We start from the raw sequence: 18199 nt of genomic DNA, 5'->3' as shown, positions 1-18199 counted from the left end.
CCTCCTACTCGACCATTCTAAAAATGGTCGAGGCAAACATGCGCTCCTCGGCATCAAGGTCGGGATTGGCCAGATCGAACGCATAGGCGTCGAGGGCGATCCCGTTGATATTTCCTACGTGCTTATGGCCTGACCTACTTCCAGGCTTGTTCTGATGCACTAGAACGGCGCGACCCGTGCGATAAACATGGGCGTATGTGATTGCCTGATTTATGTCGTCGCGATTAGGTTTTTCCTTATACTTCACCTCAGCGATGACGCGCTTGTTCGAATCCCTTGAAATTACGACGATATCAGGCTCAGCGTTACGATCTTTGTTGTTGTCAAAAAGGGATCTCTTTCCCTCCTTGTTGCCATCCTTTACGACCAAGTTCCCAATGGCTCTCGTCTGAAGAACGCGCCGAAGATACTCTTCAAAAAGGTTTTCGAAGTTCAGGATGAAGGTCTGAAGCAATACGTCCGACCCGTGATCCTGAAGCGCAACGCCACGGTTCGAGAGTATCAAGAACGCAATCTCTAAGGGGCGATAGTAGTAGGTTCGCGAAGCGGGTAGGCGACGCTCTGCGACGATCCCGCGGCTTATTTCGAGATCATTGGCCCGCATACCATTTACCGAATGCGGGAGCTCCTGGTACGTCCGATTCGCACGCCTCAGGAGCGCTCGACCGATTTCGGAGGTTGGGCGCATACGAGACAGGATGTGACGCATCGCGCCCTTGAGGACGCGGTTGACCGGCACGTCGCTTGTTTGCTCGTAGTAGCTCGATGCGATGCTGTAGGGATGACCACGGCTCGCCGCGGCCCTCATCGTCTCGCCGAGGTCTACGCCGCCCCGGGGATGGCTGGTAACCTCCGCTCGACGGACGTATTCCTTAATGAGCCCATTCACCTCCACCGGACGCAGCGCGTCAACGAGGTTGGCGGCCATAAATTCGAGGATGCTGTTGCTCCCGAGGTGATCCGAGAGATAGAGGCGGTCAACGTTCGCCAGCGAGCCCAGGGAACTGCGTGCTAGGTCGAGCACCCGGGCGAGATTGCTAACAGGCAGCTTAGGCCGGACGTCGACGGATATCCGGGGGGTAAGGGGGATCAAGCCGATGAATGGTCCGGCCGACAGCGTCACCCGGCTTTTCCTGAAGCTGAGGAACAGCAGCCCTTTTTCCTCGACATGGGGAAAGACCTCGATGCGTCCGCCGGTGACGAGGTCGGTAAGCCCGATCTCTATCGACTTGCGGGATTCGAGGCTGAGGATGGTCGGTTCAACGACGGCGCCATTCGCCATTGACTAGCCGGGCATCTGACCGGCCGGGGCATCGGGTCCCACCATGGACTCGTCGCACTCCGTCCAAAGCGCCTCGACCTCACGAAGCTCATCCGGTGAAAAGCGAAATTTCTTCCGCGCAGCATAGTGGAGTTGGCTGTTCCACAGCCTTCGCATGGAATCGGCATCGTGGACGTTTTTGAAGAAGGCGTGGCCAATGGCCATGTGCTTCTGCAACTCCATGAAGAAATCCATTATCGGCGTGATCACCTCAGGGCTCGCGCCGTTCCGATCGAGGAAGAAGCGCACTCTAGCCGGATCCGGTGACAGGGTGATTTTCGTCCACCGGCGGTCCATAGCATCGTCGATTTCGTCGACGGATCGATCCTCGGGGTTCATGGTCGCGAGGAAGATCAGGTTGGCCGGTATCCTTGCCTTGCGGCCCGACCGAAGGTGGAAGTCGACGCCCCTCAGCGTGCCCTCCATGTATGTCATCGCCTCGCCCAGGACCCGCGCAGGATCGGTGCGGCTGAACTCATCAATGACGAGGACAACCGGTCCCTCGGTGCGCTTCGCGACGATGACCATTTCAAGCAGGTGCTTGTCGACCAGCCTGAAGCCGATCTCCGCGTCCGGCACCAACCCCTCAACGAAGTCCTCATATTGGTAAGACGGATGGAACTGGACCTCGCGGATGCGGGTGCCGTCGCCGCCCGTGAGACGAATGGCTACCTGCCGCGCGTAGTACGACTTGCCAGTTCCCGGCGGTCCCACCAATAGGACGCCACCGGCGCCGTCTGCAATGTGGTGACGGACATCCTGCAGAACCTCGTCATCGTCATCAATTTCCGGGATCAGGGGCTTGGCCGGTGAGATGACCGTTGATGTCGCGCCGGGTTTCTCGATGTCCTTCTCAATGGGCAACCGAGGCACGATCTCGACCTCCGCGGCGCCTTCCACTCGATCATAGAGATCCTGCTGGATGTCCGGGATGAGGGTCGCAATGACCGCGCCGATAGTCGCGAACTCATCTCGCGAGAGAAGCTGAACGACTTGCGACGAATAGTTGTTGAGGCCTACGATCGCGGCCTCGGAGAGCGACGTGGCGTAAGTCTCGGGTGATGCCTGTAGAAGCTCTGCCTTCTCGACAGTTCTAGGAAGAATATAAACGTCCCCGATGGATATCTCGTAAAGCTTGTCCGAAACATTTTCTTTTCCATAGCATACGCCGACGCCGCATATGCCTTGGTTCCACGTTGTCGGTTGCCCCTTATTGTTGTCGCTTCCCAACCAGACCCAAACTGGGGACCCCTCCGTGAAGTCCTTTGGAACTTGGGCGCAGGTAAGCTCGATCAGGTCGTCATAATTACCAGGCGGTACTTGAGCCAACTCGCTGGATTTTTCGGCGCTTGATGGCCCTAGACGTACGAAGGCGGGTTCTGACACCAATATCTCCGACAGTTTTCCTGGTCGCTTCTGCCGGTTGATTCGCAGCCTTGCCAGACACGAGGTTCTCTAGCGCGAGTCGCATCGGTGGAAACAGTGTCCGCCCGACGACATCAGCACGTCGGAGGATCCCGACCGCCGCGTTGGCCGTCAAGAAATAACGGTCGTCCGGCACGTCTGGGTCGAGTGCATCAACGAAACGCGATGGGATGATCTGGAGCGGCGCCGCGGATGCTGCACCCTCCACGATCTGGTCCTTCCAGGCGCATCCCCCGGGCTTCCACCGGTGAACGAATTCCTCGCGATCTACGGCCGCCATGACAGTGTGCGTATGCAGGAGCCCCGCGTCCTTCCGAAGGTCGGGTGCGGCGCGCATTACGTCCGCATAGAAGTTCATCTTGAGTGCGCGTGACGGCGGCTTCGACGCCAGCCGTGCGATCCGGTCCGCCACCCAACGCACTACCGGGACCGCTACGGCGTTCCCGACAGCCTTGTAGCGCTCCGAGTCCAAGCCCCGGGCGGGCGCTCGGTATCCATCCTCCGGAAGGCTCCACCCCGCCGGGAACCCCTGTAGGCGCTCACTCTCGGTCGGCGTCGGGCGTCGGATGCGGTTCCGATAGGAGATGTAGGAACGCGCCCAATCATTGCCTGTGTGGCGCCCCGACGTCGCCGCAACGCAGTAGGCAACCTCGGGCACGATGGCCCCTGTAGACGGGTGGGCGTGCTGCGTTAGGAATCCAACACGCTGCCGGCCAGGCTTTTCGCCCGGCGCCGTCTGAAACAGGGCAGTGACGGCACGCTGGTAGTCGCCCAACCATGCGCACAGGAACACACGTGATCGGCTCTGCGGGGCCCCAAAATAACGGGCGTTCAGAACCCGCCAACTGACCGCATAGCCCCGACTGGTCAGTTCCCTCAGAATGATCGCGAAGTCACGACCCTGGTGGCTGTTAAGCAGGCCTACGACATTCTCAAGAACGATGACGCGGGGTCGCCTCACGTCGACCAATCCCATCAACTTGAAAAACAGGCTGGTGTGATTGCCCTTCAAGCCGCTGCGGCCATGGTTGCCGCGAGCCAGCGAAACGTCCTGGCAGGGAAAACCTGCCGTCCAAACATCACTCTCTGGGATTGCATCTGGCGGCAACGTCCGGATGTCGTCTGCCAGCTTCGCCTTTGGCCAGTGCCGTCGAAGGACCGAACGGCAGAAACCGTCCACTTCGCATTGAAACACGACCTCCGCGTCCGCCATCTCGAAAGCGTGGTCGAACCCGCCGATTCCTGCGAACAGCGACGTGACCTTGAGCCTGCGTCGTGGGGCTAACTCCGGAAGGTCCAAGCCGGCAGCGCTCTCGTCACCGAGGGTGGCTCCTTGCAGAGTGCTGCCTACGATCTTGTTCATTGCCTCGTTCGTAAATGAGCGGCGGGCGGCTGACAATTCACGGCCAAATTTTTCAACAGCGCACGCTGAGAAGGGCACGAGGTTTACGAGGCGCTGACGTTCTCTTCCCATCGCACGCCATCCGACCGGCACATCCGCGCGACCTTCAGCGCTCCGTCGGCCTCTTGGTCGTGCAGTCTCCGACGTGCGGGGGCGAAGTCCCCGGCCGTGAGAAAGGGTGACGAAACGGCGCGTCAGTTCGCCTTGCCGGCAGGGCGGGAGCCAAGGGACAGCAGGTGCGAGGGCTTCTGGCCCCCGGCGATATCACCGTACCGCTGGCCGACCTTGATCGCGGTGTCGAGGTCGGCGAGCCGGATGTGGATCGACTTGAAGCCCCCCTGCTGGCCCGCCGGGCGATCCTTCAGGACGGCGGGGTCCGCGTTCGCCCCCTTGAGAAAGCCGGCTTCCCACCCCCGGTCCACCTCCGGGTTGCGCCAGATCGCGATGATGACGTCAGCCTCGTCGGCAGCGTCATCAAGCCACGCCTGGGAGTTCCCGTACTTCGCGTTATTATGGTCCGTCATGCGGTTGCACAGGTCGACCATCTGATGGATCTCCTCAAGCGGGAAATCGTCGAGCCTCAAAATCCTCATGTCCGGCATGGCATTCCTCCCCGTGTCCCATCGAAGGATGCCAGGGACGGATCGCATTCGACTGAATCAGATCGATAAAAATGCGAGTTCCACAGGCGGGGGATGGCCGCCCATGGAACGGCCTAGGACGCCTGCACCTCGGCATGCTGGGAGTCGTCGCCATAGAGCGCGCACATCTGCGACGCCGCCTCGAAGGAGGGGAACATGAGCCGCACCACCTGGACATTGGCAGCGACCCCGGCCTGGTAGCGCGCCATCAGCGTCCACTTGCCCTTGAGCATCGCGAGCCCGTGCCCGAACATGCAGTCCGCCCTGTCCTCCGGCCAGACCGCCCAGACGAGATCGCGCTTGCGGATCTGCTCCACGATCTGCCCGTAGATGTCGGGATGCCCGGCGAGGTTGCGCTCGTTCTGTTGCGCCAGGTCGATGTGCTTGCGCATCACCTCCGGCTTCATGTCCGTCATGTCGACCCGATTCATCGCGCATCCCCATCGTTCATGGGGAAACGGTGCCAGGGTCCGGTGGGCGTCTGCTGAATCGGATCGGTAAAAACGTGTCGATCCACAGGCGGAAACCGCCGCGCAGACCAAGGAGTACATGCCTATTGGCTGGTATCCAAACTGGTATCCATCGGGGTGGAGATACCAGAAACCAGGGCTAAGTCCCTGATAGTAAATGGAGCGGGCGGCGGGAATCGAACCCGCATATTCAGCTTGGGAAGCTGACGTTCTACCACTGAACTACGCCCGCGCCGGGCCGCGTTTCGGCAGCGCGGCTGGACCATAGCAGAGCCGCCGACGTTGTCCACGGGGTCGATGGTCCTGCGGTCATGGACGGTCTTCGCGAAACATCTTCTTCGCGCGGCAGCCCGGCACGCGATGCTCCGGCAGCGGCCACACGATCGCCGCGCGCAGGCCATCGCCGCCGTATCCGTTCCCATGGCGACGCCGTTCCACTATCACCCGTCGGACCTGCACCCACGATGCGTGCGGCGTCCACCTCCGGTGGGCGGCGCCGGCCGAGGACCGATCCGAGATCCATGGACGCCCCTTCCCCCCTGGCCGCGCCCGCGGACAATCCCGCGCGGCTGATCCTCGCTTCGGCCTCGCCGCGCCGGCTCGCGCTCCTGCAGCAGATCGGCATCGAGCCGGACGCCCTGCTTCCCGCCGACGTCGACGAGACGCCGCTGAAGTCCGAATCGCCACGCGAGCTCGCCCGGCGGCTCGCGCGGCTGAAGCTCTCCGCGGCGCAAGGGGCGCTCCACCTCCACGAGCACGGCGGGAAGAGCTGGGTGCTGGCGGCCGACACCGTGGTCGCGGTCGGCCGCCGCGTGCTGCCCAAGGCCGAGGTGCCCGACGAGGCCGCCGACTGCCTGCGCCTGCTTTCCGGGCGGCAGCACCGCGTGTTCACGGCGATCTGCCTGCTCTCGCCGAAGGGCGCGCGGCGCGAGCGCATCGTGGAGAGCCGGGTGCGGTTCAAGCGCCTGTCCCAGCGCGAGATGAGCAGCTACCTCGCCTCGGGCGAATGGCGCGGCAAGGCCGGCGGCTACGCGATCCAGGGGCTGGCCGGCGCCTTCGTCGTCAAGCTCGTCGGCTCGCACTCGGCCGTCGTCGGCCTGCCGCTCTACGAGACGATGGCGCTCCTCGACGGCGAGGGATTCCCGGTGCGGGCCGGCTGGGGCGCGATGGCATGACGACGGTCGCGAAGCTGCCCCCCTGCCCGATCTGCGGCAAGCCGGCCGATCCGAAGCTGAAGCCGTTTTGCTCGGAGCGCTGCTCGGACATCGACCTCGGCCGCTGGCTCAGCGACCGCTACGTGATCCCGGCCGCCGATGACGAGGACGAGGACGCGTTGCCGGCCGCCCGGAAACCCGAGCACGAATAGCGGGAAAATCATCCAGCCGATGCGCCCGATCAGGCTGGACAGGCCCGGAGGCACTGACTATACCCCCGCCCTGTCGAGCCGCCACGCGGATCGGCGAAGGCCCAGGTAGCTCAGTTGGTAGAGCATGCGACTGAAAATCGCAGTGTCGGCGGTTCGACTCCGTCCCTGGGCACCATCCCTCCCCAGCGTCTGAACTGGATTCGCAGCCGCGGCTGCTGGACCCGTTCGTGCCTGCGCGGACGCCCTCTCAGGTGGCGCCCGATCCCTCAACGATCGCGGCCAGCCTCTCCGCCGTTTCAAGATCCTCCGGCGTGTTGACGTTGAGGAACGGGTCGATCGGCTCGATCGGCCAGCGCACCACCGCGGCGCCGTAACGGCCGATGAAGCCGCCGACGCGGCGCTCGTTGCACTCGACGAGCGCGGCACGCAACTCTTCCCGCAGACGGATCGGCCAGAGCGCCACGGTGTAGTGCTCGTGATCGCCCGAGGCGGCGACCGGGATCGCAGCCGTCTCTCGGGCTGCGGCGAGGCGGGCGACGAGGTCGAGCGGCAGGAACGGCGCGTCGCAGGAGACGCTGACGACGGCGTCCACGTCGGCGTGGAACGCGGCTGCATGGTCCAGCCCGGCCAGGATGCCGGCGAGCGGGCCGGGATGGCCGGCGACGCCGTCGGGCAGGACCGGCCCCGGAAAGCCGGAGAACCGCGTCGGGTCGCCGTTGGCGCTGAGCATCAGCCCGGCCGGGCATTGCGGCGCCAGGCGCCCGGTCACCCGCTCCAGCAGCGTCCGGCCGCCGAGGGTGCGCAGCACCTTGTCGCCGCCGCCCATGCGGCGGGCGAGACCGCCGGCCAGGATCAGGCCCAGGACCGGCGGCATCGTCGTGCCTACTCGAAGACAATCTTGGGCGCCGCCCGGCCGGCCGGTGCCGCGGTCAGGTTGTCCCAGAGCTTGCGCGCGATCTCGCGGTAGACCTGGGCCTGCGGTCCGTCGGGGGCGACGGCGACGACCGGCTGGCCGGTATCGGACGATTCCCGGATCGTCATGTTCAGCGGCACCTCGCCGAGGAACGGCACGCCGAGGCGCTGCGCCTCGATTCGCGCGCCGCCATGGCCGAAGATGTGCGATTCGTGGTTGCAGTTCGGGCAGATGAAGGTCGCCATGTTCTCGATCACGCCGAGGATCGGCACCGCGACCTTCTTGAACATCGTCACGCCGCGCCGCGCGTCGATCAGCGCGAGGTCCTGCGGGGTCGAGACGATCACGGCGCCCGAGAGCGGCGTCGCCTGCGCCATGGTGAGCTGCGCGTCGCCGGTGCCCGGCGGCATGTCGACGATCAGCACGTCGAGCTCGCCCCAGAGCACGTCGCGCAGCATCTGCGTCAGCGCCGACTGCACCATCGGGCCGCGCCAGATCATCGCCGTCTCGGGCTCGATCAGGAAGCCGATCGACATCACCTTGAGGCCGTAGCCCTCCATCGGCTCCATGCTGCGGTTGTCGACCACCTTCGGCTTGCCGGAGAGGCCGAACAGCTTCGGCACCGAGGGACCGTAGATGTCGGCATCGAGCAGGCCGACCTTCAGGCCCTGCGCCTTCAGGGCGAGGGCGAGGTTGCAGGCGGTGGTCGACTTGCCGACGCCGCCCTTGCCCGAGGCCACCGCCACGATGTGGCGGACTCCCGGCAGGGCCGGCCCCTGGCCGGGAGGCGCGCCGGGACGCGGCGGCGCGGCATTCACCGGAACCGGGGCGGCCTTGCTCTGCTCCGGCATGCCGGGGCCGCGCTCGGAGGTGAGGCTCGCGAACACGCCCGAGACGCCGGGCATCGACAGCACCTTGCCCTCGGCCGACCGGCGGATCGGCTCGAAGCGCGCCGCCTCGCTGGCGTCGATCAGGATCGAGAACATCACGCGGTTGGTCGGGTCGACGACCACCTGCGACAGGCGGCCGGACGCCGGCAGGGTGGTGCCGGCGGTATCGATGGTCACGCTTTGCAGCGCGCGCAGCACGTCGTCTCGGGTGATCGCCACGGTCGGCCTCCTTCGCCGCGTCCGGCGTCTCTGGATCTGGAAAGAGATGGTTCCGGCCCATGTAAACAGCCGTGCCGGAAACGCCAGCCGAAGCGGGCCTACCACCATGCGGCGCCTGTGCGCAGGCGATCGAACCAACCGATGCGTCATCCGTTGTGACACGACCGCCGGCGCGGGCGGCAGGGAGAGCCGGTGCGCCGTCACCATCTGGAGAGACCTACGCGATGCATCAGGGCAATCACCGCGACCACGAGGGCGCGAAGAAGCTGTTCGAGCTGGTCAAGGACGTCAAAGTGGCGATGATGACCACCGCCGACGCCGACGGCACGCTCAACAGCCGTCCGATGTGGAACAACGACATCGACGAGAACGGCGACCTGTGGTTCTTCACCAAGCTGCACTCGCCCAAGACCGCCGAGATCGGCCGGGACAACCAGATCAACCTGTCGTACTCCGACCCGTCGAGCCAGACCTACGTCTCCATCGCCGGCAAGGCGGAGATCGTCAGCGACCAGGCGACCATCGACGCCAAGTGGACCGAGAGCCTGAAGACCTGGTTCCCGAACGGCAAGGACGACCCCGAGGTGGCGCTGCTCCGCATCCACCCCGAGCAGGGCGAGTACTGGGACAGCCCGAACAGCAAGATGCTGCACCTGTTCGGCTACGTGAAGGCCACGCTCACCGGCGAGAGCCCGAAGACCGAGACCAAGAAGGTCGACCTCGCCTGATCGCGGCGGCCTGAGCCGCCTTCGCGACGACAGGCGGCGTGCCCGGTGCGGCGCGCCGCCTTTTTCGTGCCCGCGCCGCCGCCTCCGTTGACACCGGCCCGCCGGTCATGCGCCCTCGGGGCTCCGTGACGCCCGCCCCGAGGTTCCAAAGACATGCTCGATCTCGCGCGGCGGGTGCACGACCACAATTTCGGCATCGACCCGATCGTGCGGTCGCTGCTCGACACCGACTTCTACAAGCTGCTGATGGCGCAGACGATCCTGCGCCGACACCGCGACGTGGCGGTGACCTTCGGCATCAACAACCGCACGACCCGCATCCGCATCGCCGACGAGGTCGACGCCGGCGCGCTGCGCGAGCAGCTCGATCACGCCCGCTCCCTGCGCCTGTCGCGCGGCGAGGCGACCTGGCTGCGCGGCAACGCCTTCTACGGGCGCCGCCGCATCCTGTCGGCCGACTTCATCGCCTGGTTCGAGGGGTTTCGGCTGCCCGAATACCAGCTCGAGGCGCGGGACGGGCAGTACGAGCTCACCTTCCACGGACCGTGGGTCGAGACCACGATGTGGGAGGTGCCGGCGCTCGCCATCCTGAACGAGCTGCGCTCGCGCGCCGTGCTGCGCGACCTCGGCAAGCTCGACCTGCAGGTGCTGTACGCGCGGGCGATGACGCGGGTCTGGGAGAAGATCGAGCGCCTGCGCAAGCTGCCCGACCTGTCGATCGCCGATTTCGGCACCCGTCGCCGGCACGGCTTCCTGTGGCAGGACTGGTGCGTGCAGGCGATGGACGAGGGCTTGGGCTCCAAGCGCTTCCTCGGGACCTCGAACTGCTTGATCGCGCTCCGCCGCGAGGTCGAGGCGGTCGGCACCAACGCGCACGAGCTGCCGATGGTCTACGCGGCCCTGGCCGAGGACGATGCGGCGCTCGCCCGCGCGCGCTACGACGTGCTGCGCGACTGGCAGGAGGATTACGAGGGCAACCTTCTCGTCGTGCTGCCCGACACCTACGGCACCACCGGATTCCTCGCCGGCGCGCCCGACTGGCTCGGCGACTGGACCGGCATCCGCATCGATTCGAAGGACCCGATCGAGGGCGGCGAGGAGGCGATCGCGTTCTGGCGCTCCCGCGGCGCCGACCCGCGCGAAAAGCTCGCGATCTTCTCCGACGGGCTCGACATCGACACGATCGAGCGGATCCACGCGCATTTCTACGGGCGCCTGCGGATCGGTTACGGCTGGGGCACCCTGCTCACCAACGATTTTCGCGGGCTGGTGCCGGAGGGCCGGCTCGATCCGATCTCGATCGTCTGCAAGGTGACCGATGCCAACGGGCGCCCGACGGTGAAGATCTCCGACAACCCGACCAAGGCGCAGGGGCCGGCGGACGCCGTTGCGCGCTACAAGCGGGTGTTCGGCGTCGGCGCGCAGGATGCGATGGCGGTGGTGGTCTGAGCCTGCCGGCGCCGGGCCCAGGCGCAGCTTCGATTGAAGTCGTGTCACAGACTGAAGATTGAAATTACGCGGTCTTCGTTCGCGGTCGGCGTGCGCTATGTCCCGCCCCGATATCGGCGCGTCGCCTTCCGAGGAGGCGCGCGAACCAAGCCGGAACAGCAGGGACGCGGACGCCATGTCACGGATCGATCGACGCGCGCTGATCGGAGCAGCGGGTCTGGCGCTCGCGGGCCCCACCCTCGGGGGTTCGGCACATGCCGTGGATGCTCCTGCACCGAAACCACCCGAGGCGAAGCACGTCACCCGCACGCTGGCGCGCTGGGTCGTGAACGCCCGGTTCGAGGATCTGCCCGAGGCGGTGCGCCGGGAGGCGACGCGAACCTTCCTGAACTGGGTCGGCGTCGCCATCGGCGGCTCGCATCACGAGACGCTGGACGTGGCGGTCTCCGCGCTCGCGCCGTTCTCGGGGCCGCCCCAGGCCGGCCTGTTCGGCCGCTCCGAGCGCTTCGACATCATGAACGCGGCGTTCCTCAACGGCGTGTCGAGCCACATCTTCGATTACGACGACACCCACCTGAAGACCGTCATTCACCCGGCCGGCCCGGTCGCCTCGGCGATCCTCGCCTATGCCGAGATGCACCCGGTCTCGGGGCGCGACTTTCTCGACGCGCTGGTGCTCGGGATCGAGACCGAGTGCCGGATCGGCAACGCGGTCTATCCCAACCACTACGACGTCGGCTGGCACATCACCGGCACCGCCGGCGTGTTCGGGGCAGCGGCCGCCGCCGGCAAGCTGATGGGCCTCACCGAGCAGCAGATGGTGTTCGCCCTGGGGCTGGCCGCCTCGCAGCCGGTGGGCTTACGCGAATCGTTCGGCTCGATGAACAAGAGCTTCAACCCCGGCCGCGCCGCCGCCAACGGCCTGTTCGCCGCGATCCTCGCGGCCAAGGGCTTCACCTCGTCGGACGGCATGATCGAGGCCAAGCGTGGCTGGGCCAATACCGTCTCGACCAAGCAGGATTATCGCGAGATCACCGAGGGGCTCGGCACGCGGTACGAGAGCCTGCTCAACACCTACAAGCCGTTCGCCTGCGGCATCGTCATGCATCCGGCGATCGACGCCGCGATCCAGCTTCGCGACGAGGAGCACCTGAAGCCCGAGCAGATCGCGCGCGTCGACCTGAAGGTACATCCCCTCGTGCTCGAGCTTACCGGCAAGACCGCCCCGCAGGCGGGATTGGAAGGCAAGTTCAGCATCTATCACGCGGTCGCCGTCGCGCTGGTCGAAGGCACGGCCGGCGAGAAGCAGTTCAGCGACCGCGCCGTTCGCGATCCCGTCGTCGTCGCGTTGCGCGACAAGGTCGTGCCGGTTGTCACGCCGGGGATCGCGGCGGCACAGGTCGACATGACCATCACGCTCGCCGACGGGCGCACGCTGCACCGCCGCATCGAGCACGCGATCGGCAGCGTCGAGCGTCCAATGAGCGACGCCGCCCTGGAGCGCAAGTTCACCGATCTCGCCGACGGCGTGCTGCCCGCGGCGCAGGCCCGCCGGGTGATGAGCCTGTGCTGGTCGCTCGATACGCTCAGGGATGTCGGCGACGTGATTCGCGCAGGGGTTGCGCAAGCCTGACGATCACGAGCCCGTGAAAACCCGCCGCAACGGGAGGGATCGTTTCGCGGCGCCGTGCCGTTCCCCGTTCGCACCGGCGAATGCACGGGCGTTGCGGGCGTGAGCGTACGGTTCGGTGGCGGCATGGCGACGAAGACAGACGACCCTCCCATCCCGGTGCCGTCTCCCACCCGGATCGCCGCCGCCGAGACGCCGAAATCGGCGCTGGTCTCACCGGTCCTCGTCAGCGCGATCATCATCGCGGCACTCTATGTCGGGCGCGAGATCTTCATCCCGATCGTCATCGCGGTTCTGTTGTCCTTCGTGCTCGGGCCGCTGGTCGCGCTCCTGCGCCGCTGGCACCTGCCCCGCGTCGTCGCGGTCGGCTCCGCGGTGGTGTTCACCCTCGGCATCGTCGCCGCCCTGGCGACGCTGATCGGCGTCCAGGTCGCGGGCCTCGTCGGCGACGCGCCGCGCTACCGCTCGACGATCGAGCGCAAGATCGAGGGCCTGCGCGACAGCCCGGTCGCGCATCTCACCGATTACGTCGCCAATATCGGCCGGGCGATCCACGATGCCGGCAACACCGAGAAGGCGCCGAAGCCCGAGGCGGAGGCGAAGCCCGGCCCCGAGACGAAGCCGGCGCGGCCGGCCTCGGAACCGGCCCCCGTCCTCGTCGAGATGCGCCAGACGCCGCCCGGCCCGCTGGAGACGGCGAGCACCCTGCTCTCCCCGGTGATGCAGCCGCTGGCCACCACCGGCATCGTCTTCGTCGTGCTGCTGTTCGTCCTGATGCAGCGCGAGGACCTGCGCGACCGGATGATCCGCCTCGCCGGATCGAGCGACCTTCACCGCACCACCGTCGCGATGGACGACGCCGCGCGGCGGCTCAGCCGCTACTTCGTGGTGCAGCTGGCGCTCAACACCGCCTTCGGGCTGGTGGTCGGCATCGGCCTCTACGTCATCGGCGTGCCCAACCCGGTGCTGTGGGGCATCGTCTCGGCGATGATGCGGTTCGTGCCGTATATCGGCGCCTTCCTCTCGGCCCTGTTGCCGCTCCTGCTGGCGGCGGCCGTTGATCCGGGCTGGGACATGGTAATCGCCACCGCGATCCTGTTCCTGGTGCTGGAGCCGCTGACGGGCCAGATCGTCGAGCCGATGCTCTACGGCCATTCCACCGGCCTCTCGCCGTTCGCGGTGCTGATCTCGGCGCTGTTCTGGACCTGGCTGTGGGGGCCCGTCGGGCTTCTGCTCTCGACGCCGCTGACGGTCTGCCTCGTCGTGCTGGGGCGGCACATCGACAAGCTCGAGTTCCTCGACGTGCTGTTCGGCAACCGGGCGGCCCTCACGCCGGTCGAGAACTTCTACCAGCGCATCCTCGCCGACGACCCGGAAGAGGCGCAGGAGCACGCCGAGCTGATCCTGCAGACCTGCTCGCTGTCGGCCTATTACGACGACGTGGTTCTGAAGGGCCTCGAGCTCGCCGCCCGCGACGCCGCCCGCGGCGTGCTGACCCTCGAGCAGAAGACCGATATCCGCGCCTCCGTCAGCGAGCTCGTCGACGCGCTCGCCGAGCGCGACGACCCGGTTCCCGCCGCGCCTGCGGCCGATGCCGACGACGGTGCCGAGGGGGATGCGAAGGCCGATCCCGAAGCGGCGCAGCCAAGCCGGGAGGCGATCCCGCCGGCGTGGTCCCGCGAGGGCGCGGTGCTGTGCGTCGCGGGGCGGGGCTTCATCGACACGCCGGCGGCCGCGATCCTCGCACAGCTCCTTGCCAAGCGCGGGCTCGGGACGCGGATCGTACCGTTCGGCGACGTGTCGCGCGCGAAGATCGCCGATTTCGACCCCGGCGAGGCGCAGATGACCTGCATCGTCTCCCTGGCGATCAGCGGAGAGCCGGGGCACCTGCGACGGCTCGTCGATCGCCTTCGGCGCCGGATGCCCGACGTCCCGATCGTCGTCGGGCTGTGGCAGGCGGACGACGATGCCGCCGGCCGCGGCAGCATCCCGGCGGCCGAGCACGTCTCGTCGCTCGGCAGCGCCGTCGACACGGTGCTGGCCCATGTGCACGCCGAGCCGGAGCCGTCCCCCATGCCGGTGGCTGCGCAGGCTTGACGGAAACGGCCGAAACCCGCCTTCCTGCCGCGATGCAGGATCGAACGGGGAAAAGCCGATGAGCGTCGTCGAACTCGGCCGGTTCATGGACGATCTCGCCGACGCGTCGGGCCAGGCGATCCTGCCGTTCTTCCGTGCCCAGTATGCGCTGACCGACAAGGCGGCGGGCACGGCCGCGTTCGATCCCGTGACCGAGGCCGACCGCGCCGCCGAGCTGGTCCTGCGCAACATGATCCGCGGGCGGTTTCCCGCCCACGGCATCCTCGGCGAGGAGTTCGGCTCGGAGCGGCTCGACGCGGAATGCGTCTGGGTGCTCGACCCGATCGACGGCACCCGCGCCTTCATCACCGGCATCCCGACCTGGGGAACCCTGATCGGCCTGACCCGGAACGGGAGCGCCGTGCGCGGCCTGATGCACCAGCCCTATCTCGGCGAGCGCTTCACCGGCGATGGACGCACCGCACGCCTGCGAAGCTCGCGCGGCGAGCGCACGCTCCATACCCGCCGCTGCTCCGACCTGTCGGCGGCGATGCTCGCCACCACCGATCCGCGGTTGTTCACGGACGGCGCGGAAGCCGATCGGTTCCGGGCCATCGAGGGTCGCGTGCGCATGTCGCGCTACGGCACCGACTGCTACGCCTATTGCATGCTGGCTTCGGGCCAGATCGACCTCGTCGTCGAGGCCGGCCTGAAGCCCTACGACATCGTCGCGCTGATCCCGATCGTCGAGGGTGCGGGCGGCGTCATCACCGCCTGGGACGGCGGTCCCGCGACCGGCGGCGGCCGCATCGTCGCCGCCGGCGATCCGCGCATGCACGCGGCGGCGCTGGCGATTCTCAACCCGTGACCGGGCGGCGCCCGAAACCGCATTGCGACCCGTCTCGACGAACTGAACCGTCCATGCGCCCCGGCCGTTCCTGGTCGTCCGCAACGCTTCATCCCGGCCGCCCGTGCTCCTTGCCGCACTCCTTCTCCTGACGACGCTGCCGCCGCTGGCCGAAGGGCCTGTCGACGCCCTCCGGGCGCACGCGGTCGGCCTGCAGACGCCGTCGGTCGAGGCGGCACCGTATTATCAGCATGTCGCGCGGGCGGTCTCGAACTGGCGGGCCCAGGCCGGTACCGAGCTTCGGCCGGTCTCGCTCGCCCTAGTCGCGCAGGTGGCACCCACCGAGCCGGCCTACCTCGCGCGCTGTGCCAAGCTCAACAATTACTGGTGCATCAAGAGCGCGCGCTGGTCGGGCGAGATCGGTGCCGACGCCGAGGGGCATACCGGCTTCGCCACCGCGGCGGACGGCGCCGACGCCGCGGCCGGGCTGCTCCGGCGATACTACCGGGATTATGGACGCCGCACGGCCCTGGCGATCGTGCGCCGCTGGGCGCCGGCCTCCTGCGGCGTCTCCACCGCTCCGCTAGCGGCCAGGGCCAAGCCGACCGCCCTCGCGCCGCGCGGGATCGGCGGCACGCTTCGTGCCCGCTTCCTGGCGCGCCACCTTCCCGGCGGCGCCCGGCGCGGCGTCTCGCGGGCGCCGCGCACCGCCCTGCGGGTGCAGCCCTGGTCGCCGCTCGCCCGGATGAGCGGCCATCCGGCCCGGCGCCCTTCGATCCAGGCCAGGGCGATGCAGAAACCCGTCGCGGATATCGCGACCGGCCTCGCCGACAGGCCGACGCCGACCGTACGGTTTCCGGCCCCGCGCGGGGCGGACGATCCCACCGCGCTCCTCGACCGCAAGGTGCCGTCGCCGGATCGCCTCGTGGCCGATTCGGCCATGTTGCCGATGATGGTCTCCGGCCTGGCGATGGGGGATCTGCGTGCACCGGCCCCGCTCTGCGGCAACGACGAGGTCCGGATCGGCAACTACGCGGCCGCCATCGCCAGGAGCGTGGGCCTGCGCGCCACGGACGACCTCGCGCTGTTCTCGCCCGACGGCAGCCCGCTGCCGAACCTCGCCCCCGTCATGCGCGCGATGTCGGGGGTCGAGCTCGGCGCGTTGCACGCGGGTCCGCCCCTCGTGGAGGCGGCGATCGCCCGGCTCGGTCCGACCCCCGCGGCGACGGCCGATGCGGCCAAGTAGCCTTCACCGAGCCTTGTCGCGGCCCCCTCCCCGCGCCACCTGAGCGGCGACGGCCGACCGGCTGGCCCTTCGCGTTTCCCGAGCCCCCGAGCCCGCCCTTGCCCATCCAGAGTTTCGCCGCGCGTGCCGGCTCCGCGGTCAAGGCCTTCGCGGAAGCTTCGAGCGACTTCCTGATCCAGCCGACTCTGCGGCTCGGCGTCACCGGGCTCGCCCGCTCGGGCAAGACCGTGTTCACAACCGCCCTCATCCACCATCTCGTCGAGAGCCATGCGCTCCCCGCCTTCGCCCCGGCGCAGGAGGGACGCCTGCGCCGCGCCCGCCTCGTGCCGCAGCCGGACGACGACGTTCCGCGCTTTCCCTTCGAGGAGCATTTCTCGGCGCTGACGGAGTCCCGCCTCTGGCCGCGTTCCACCGATCGGATCAGCCAGTTCCGGCTTGCGATCGAGTACGAGCGCGCCGGCGGCTGGCGCTCCGGCCCGGGCACGCTGATGCTCGATGTCGTCGACTATCCCGGCGAATGGCTGCTCGATCTCGCGCTCCTGGAGCAGAGCTACACAGCGTGGTCGCGGGCGACCATCGCCGGGACCCGGCGCGCCGGCCGCGGCGAGATGGCCGCGCCGTGGCTCGCGATGCTGAGGGGGCTCGATCCGGCGGGGCCTCTGGACGAGGTGGTGGCCGAGCGGGCGAGCACCGCCTTCACCGCCTATCTCGCGGCTCTCCGCGCCGGCCCGGAGATGGTGGCGACGACGCCGCCGGGCCGGTTCCTGATGCCGGGCGACCTCGCCGGCTCGCCGGCCCTGACCTTCGCCCCGCTCGACGAGCTGCCCGAGACGATCGCGCCGGGCACGCTCGCCGGGCTGATGGAGCGGCGCTTCGAGGCCTACAAGGCCAAGGTCGTCGTGCCGTTCTTCCGCGATCACTTCCAGCGCGTCGACCGACAGATCGTGCTGGTCGACGTGCTGGCCGCCGTCGATGCCGGGCCGGCGGCGCTGGCGGAGCTGGAGGAGGCACTGGATTCCGTCCTGCTCAGCCTGAGCATCGGCCGCAACACGTTGCTCTCGCGGCTGTTCGCACCGCGGGCCGACCGGATCATGTTCGCCGCGACGAAGGCAGACCACCTGCACCAGACCAGCCACGATCGGCTCGAAGCGCTGCTGCGCCTGCTCGTGTCGCGCGCCATGCGCCGGACGGAGGCCGCCGGCGCCCGTGTCGGCACCGTGGCCCTGGCGTCGGTCCGCGCCACCCGCGAGACCACGATCCACGACGGCGACGCCGTGCTGCGCGCCGTCGCCGGGACGCCGGAGGCCGGCGAGACGGTCGGCGACGAGGTGTTCGACGGGACGGCCGAGGCCGCGGTGTTCCCGGGCCATCTCCCTGCCCGCCCGGAGGCGGTGCTCGAGGGCGCGGTCGAGCCCGGCTCGCTGCGGTTCCCGCGATTCCGCCCGCCATCGATCAAGCCCGACGCGCTGGGGCGTCCCGGCCACCTGCCGCAGATCCGCCTCGACCGGGCCATGCAGTTCTTGATCGGCGACAGGCTGACGTGATGGCGGCCCTGACGAGAACCCCGAGGACGATG

16 protein-coding genes and 2 tRNA genes are annotated in these 18199 nt (G+C 67.8%); 10 read left to right on the top strand and 8 right to left on the bottom strand.

Annotated features, from left to right (window positions below):
• Positions 1 to 4 precede the first annotated feature (4 nt).
• The 6 genes from MKK60_RS06530 to MKK60_RS06505 all read right to left on the bottom strand — a co-directional run bounded on the left by MKK60_RS06530 (position 5) and on the right by MKK60_RS06505 (position 5491).
• Positions 5 to 1282, bottom strand: a complete 1278-nt coding sequence (locus tag MKK60_RS06530; RefSeq protein WP_243984517.1) for an McrC family protein — start codon at positions 1280 to 1282, stop codon at positions 5 to 7.
• 3 nt (positions 1283 to 1285) lie between these two features.
• Complete coding sequence (locus MKK60_RS06525; RefSeq protein ID WP_243984515.1) at positions 1286 to 2650, bottom strand: McrB family protein; 1365 nt, start codon at positions 2648 to 2650, stop codon at positions 1286 to 1288.
• On the bottom strand, positions 2628 to 4109 hold the full coding sequence (locus MKK60_RS06520; protein ID WP_243984513.1) for a DNA cytosine methyltransferase: 1482 nt from the start codon (positions 4107 to 4109) through the stop codon (positions 2628 to 2630). The genes MKK60_RS06525 and MKK60_RS06520 overlap by 23 nt, the downstream gene beginning before the upstream one ends.
• A gap of 233 nt (positions 4110 to 4342) precedes the next feature.
• On the bottom strand, positions 4343 to 4750 hold the full coding sequence (locus tag MKK60_RS06515; protein ID WP_243984511.1) for a hypothetical protein: 408 nt from the start codon (positions 4748 to 4750) through the stop codon (positions 4343 to 4345).
• A 113-nt stretch (positions 4751 to 4863) separates the two neighbouring features.
• On the bottom strand, positions 4864 to 5205 hold the full coding sequence (locus MKK60_RS06510; protein WP_243984509.1) for a hypothetical protein: 342 nt from the start codon (positions 5203 to 5205) through the stop codon (positions 4864 to 4866).
• A gap of 212 nt (positions 5206 to 5417) precedes the next feature.
• A tRNA-Gly gene (locus MKK60_RS06505) sits at positions 5418 to 5491 on the bottom strand.
• A gap of 289 nt (positions 5492 to 5780) precedes the next feature.
• Here MKK60_RS06505 and MKK60_RS06500 point away from each other — a divergent pair.
• The 3 genes from MKK60_RS06500 to MKK60_RS06490 all read left to right on the top strand — a co-directional run bounded on the left by MKK60_RS06500 (position 5781) and on the right by MKK60_RS06490 (position 6800).
• Positions 5781 to 6434 (top strand): Maf-like protein, encoded by a 654-nt coding sequence (locus MKK60_RS06500; protein WP_147726001.1) that lies wholly within the window; start codon positions 5781 to 5783, stop codon positions 6432 to 6434.
• Positions 6431 to 6625 carry a DNA gyrase inhibitor YacG gene (yacG, locus tag MKK60_RS06495; RefSeq protein WP_147726000.1) on the top strand — a complete coding sequence of 65 codons (195 nt, stop codon included), beginning with the start codon at positions 6431 to 6433 and terminating at the stop codon, positions 6623 to 6625. The genes MKK60_RS06500 and yacG overlap by 4 nt, the downstream gene beginning before the upstream one ends.
• Before the next feature lie 99 nt (positions 6626 to 6724).
• Positions 6725 to 6800 (top strand) — tRNA-Phe (locus MKK60_RS06490).
• A gap of 72 nt (positions 6801 to 6872) precedes the next feature.
• Here MKK60_RS06490 and mobA read toward each other — a convergent pair.
• Both mobA and MKK60_RS06480 read right to left on the bottom strand, forming a co-directional pair.
• Positions 6873 to 7499 (bottom strand): molybdenum cofactor guanylyltransferase MobA, encoded by a 627-nt coding sequence (gene mobA, locus MKK60_RS06485; protein WP_243984507.1) that lies wholly within the window; start codon positions 7497 to 7499, stop codon positions 6873 to 6875.
• Positions 7500 to 7507: 8 nt separating this feature from the next.
• Positions 7508 to 8647 carry an Mrp/NBP35 family ATP-binding protein gene (locus MKK60_RS06480; protein ID WP_243984505.1) on the bottom strand — a complete coding sequence of 380 codons (1140 nt, stop codon included), beginning with the start codon at positions 8645 to 8647 and terminating at the stop codon, positions 7508 to 7510.
• A gap of 224 nt (positions 8648 to 8871) precedes the next feature.
• Between MKK60_RS06480 and MKK60_RS06475 the strand changes: the two genes are divergently transcribed.
• The 7 genes from MKK60_RS06475 to MKK60_RS06445 all read left to right on the top strand — a co-directional run bounded on the left by MKK60_RS06475 (position 8872) and on the right by MKK60_RS06445 (position 18167).
• Complete coding sequence (locus MKK60_RS06475; protein WP_243984503.1) at positions 8872 to 9375, top strand: pyridoxamine 5'-phosphate oxidase family protein; 504 nt, start codon at positions 8872 to 8874, stop codon at positions 9373 to 9375.
• A gap of 153 nt (positions 9376 to 9528) precedes the next feature.
• On the top strand, positions 9529 to 10824 hold the full coding sequence (locus tag MKK60_RS06470) for a nicotinate phosphoribosyltransferase (protein WP_243984501.1): 1296 nt from the start codon (positions 9529 to 9531) through the stop codon (positions 10822 to 10824).
• Positions 10825 to 10999: 175 nt separating this feature from the next.
• Positions 11000 to 12457: an MmgE/PrpD family protein gene (locus MKK60_RS06465; RefSeq protein WP_243984499.1), complete on the top strand. Its 1458-nt coding sequence runs from the start codon at positions 11000 to 11002 to the stop codon at positions 12455 to 12457.
• A gap of 123 nt (positions 12458 to 12580) precedes the next feature.
• Positions 12581 to 14551, top strand: coding sequence for an AI-2E family transporter (locus MKK60_RS06460; protein WP_243984497.1), 1971 nt, complete (start codon positions 12581 to 12583; stop codon positions 14549 to 14551).
• 58 nt (positions 14552 to 14609) lie between these two features.
• Positions 14610 to 15398, top strand: a complete 789-nt coding sequence (gene hisN, locus MKK60_RS06455) for a histidinol-phosphatase (RefSeq protein WP_243984494.1) — start codon at positions 14610 to 14612, stop codon at positions 15396 to 15398.
• Between the two features lie 103 nt (positions 15399 to 15501).
• Positions 15502 to 16623, top strand: coding sequence for a hypothetical protein (locus tag MKK60_RS06450; protein WP_243984491.1), 1122 nt, complete (start codon positions 15502 to 15504; stop codon positions 16621 to 16623).
• Between the two features lie 104 nt (positions 16624 to 16727).
• Complete coding sequence (locus tag MKK60_RS06445; RefSeq protein ID WP_409567373.1) at positions 16728 to 18167, top strand: YcjX family protein; 1440 nt, start codon at positions 16728 to 16730, stop codon at positions 18165 to 18167.
• Positions 18168 to 18199 lie beyond the last annotated feature (32 nt).

The sequence above is a fragment of the Methylobacterium sp. J-092 genome (assembly GCF_022829325.1).
In the GTDB taxonomy this organism is placed as follows: Bacteria; Pseudomonadota; Alphaproteobacteria; order Rhizobiales; family Beijerinckiaceae; genus Methylobacterium.
Note: the sequence above shows the minus strand (reverse complement) of the source record. Positions and strands in the feature narration are given on the sequence as shown.

Coding starts and splice junctions, on each gene's coding strand:
- mobA (WP_243984507.1), bottom strand. CDS start 7,499: ATGCCGCCGGTCCTGGGCCTGATCCTGGCCGGCGGTCTCGCCCGCCGC.
- MKK60_RS06465 (WP_243984499.1), top strand. CDS start 11,000: ATGTCACGGATCGATCGACGCGCGCTGATCGGAGCAGCGGGTCTGGCG.
- MKK60_RS06475 (WP_243984503.1), top strand. CDS start 8,872: ATGCATCAGGGCAATCACCGCGACCACGAGGGCGCGAAGAAGCTGTTC.
- MKK60_RS06520 (WP_243984513.1), bottom strand. CDS start 4,109: ATGAACAAGATCGTAGGCAGCACTCTGCAAGGAGCCACCCTCGGTGAC.
- MKK60_RS06470 (WP_243984501.1), top strand. CDS start 9,529: ATGCTCGATCTCGCGCGGCGGGTGCACGACCACAATTTCGGCATCGAC.
- MKK60_RS06530 (WP_243984517.1), bottom strand. CDS start 1,282: ATGGCGAATGGCGCCGTCGTTGAACCGACCATCCTCAGCCTCGAATCC.
- MKK60_RS06500 (WP_147726001.1), top strand. CDS start 5,781: ATGGACGCCCCTTCCCCCCTGGCCGCGCCCGCGGACAATCCCGCGCGG.
- MKK60_RS06510 (WP_243984509.1), bottom strand. CDS start 5,205: ATGACGGACATGAAGCCGGAGGTGATGCGCAAGCACATCGACCTGGCG.
- MKK60_RS06515 (WP_243984511.1), bottom strand. CDS start 4,750: ATGCCGGACATGAGGATTTTGAGGCTCGACGATTTCCCGCTTGAGGAG.
- yacG (WP_147726000.1), top strand. CDS start 6,431: ATGACGACGGTCGCGAAGCTGCCCCCCTGCCCGATCTGCGGCAAGCCG.
- hisN (WP_243984494.1), top strand. CDS start 14,610: ATGAGCGTCGTCGAACTCGGCCGGTTCATGGACGATCTCGCCGACGCG.
- MKK60_RS06460 (WP_243984497.1), top strand. CDS start 12,581: ATGGCGACGAAGACAGACGACCCTCCCATCCCGGTGCCGTCTCCCACC.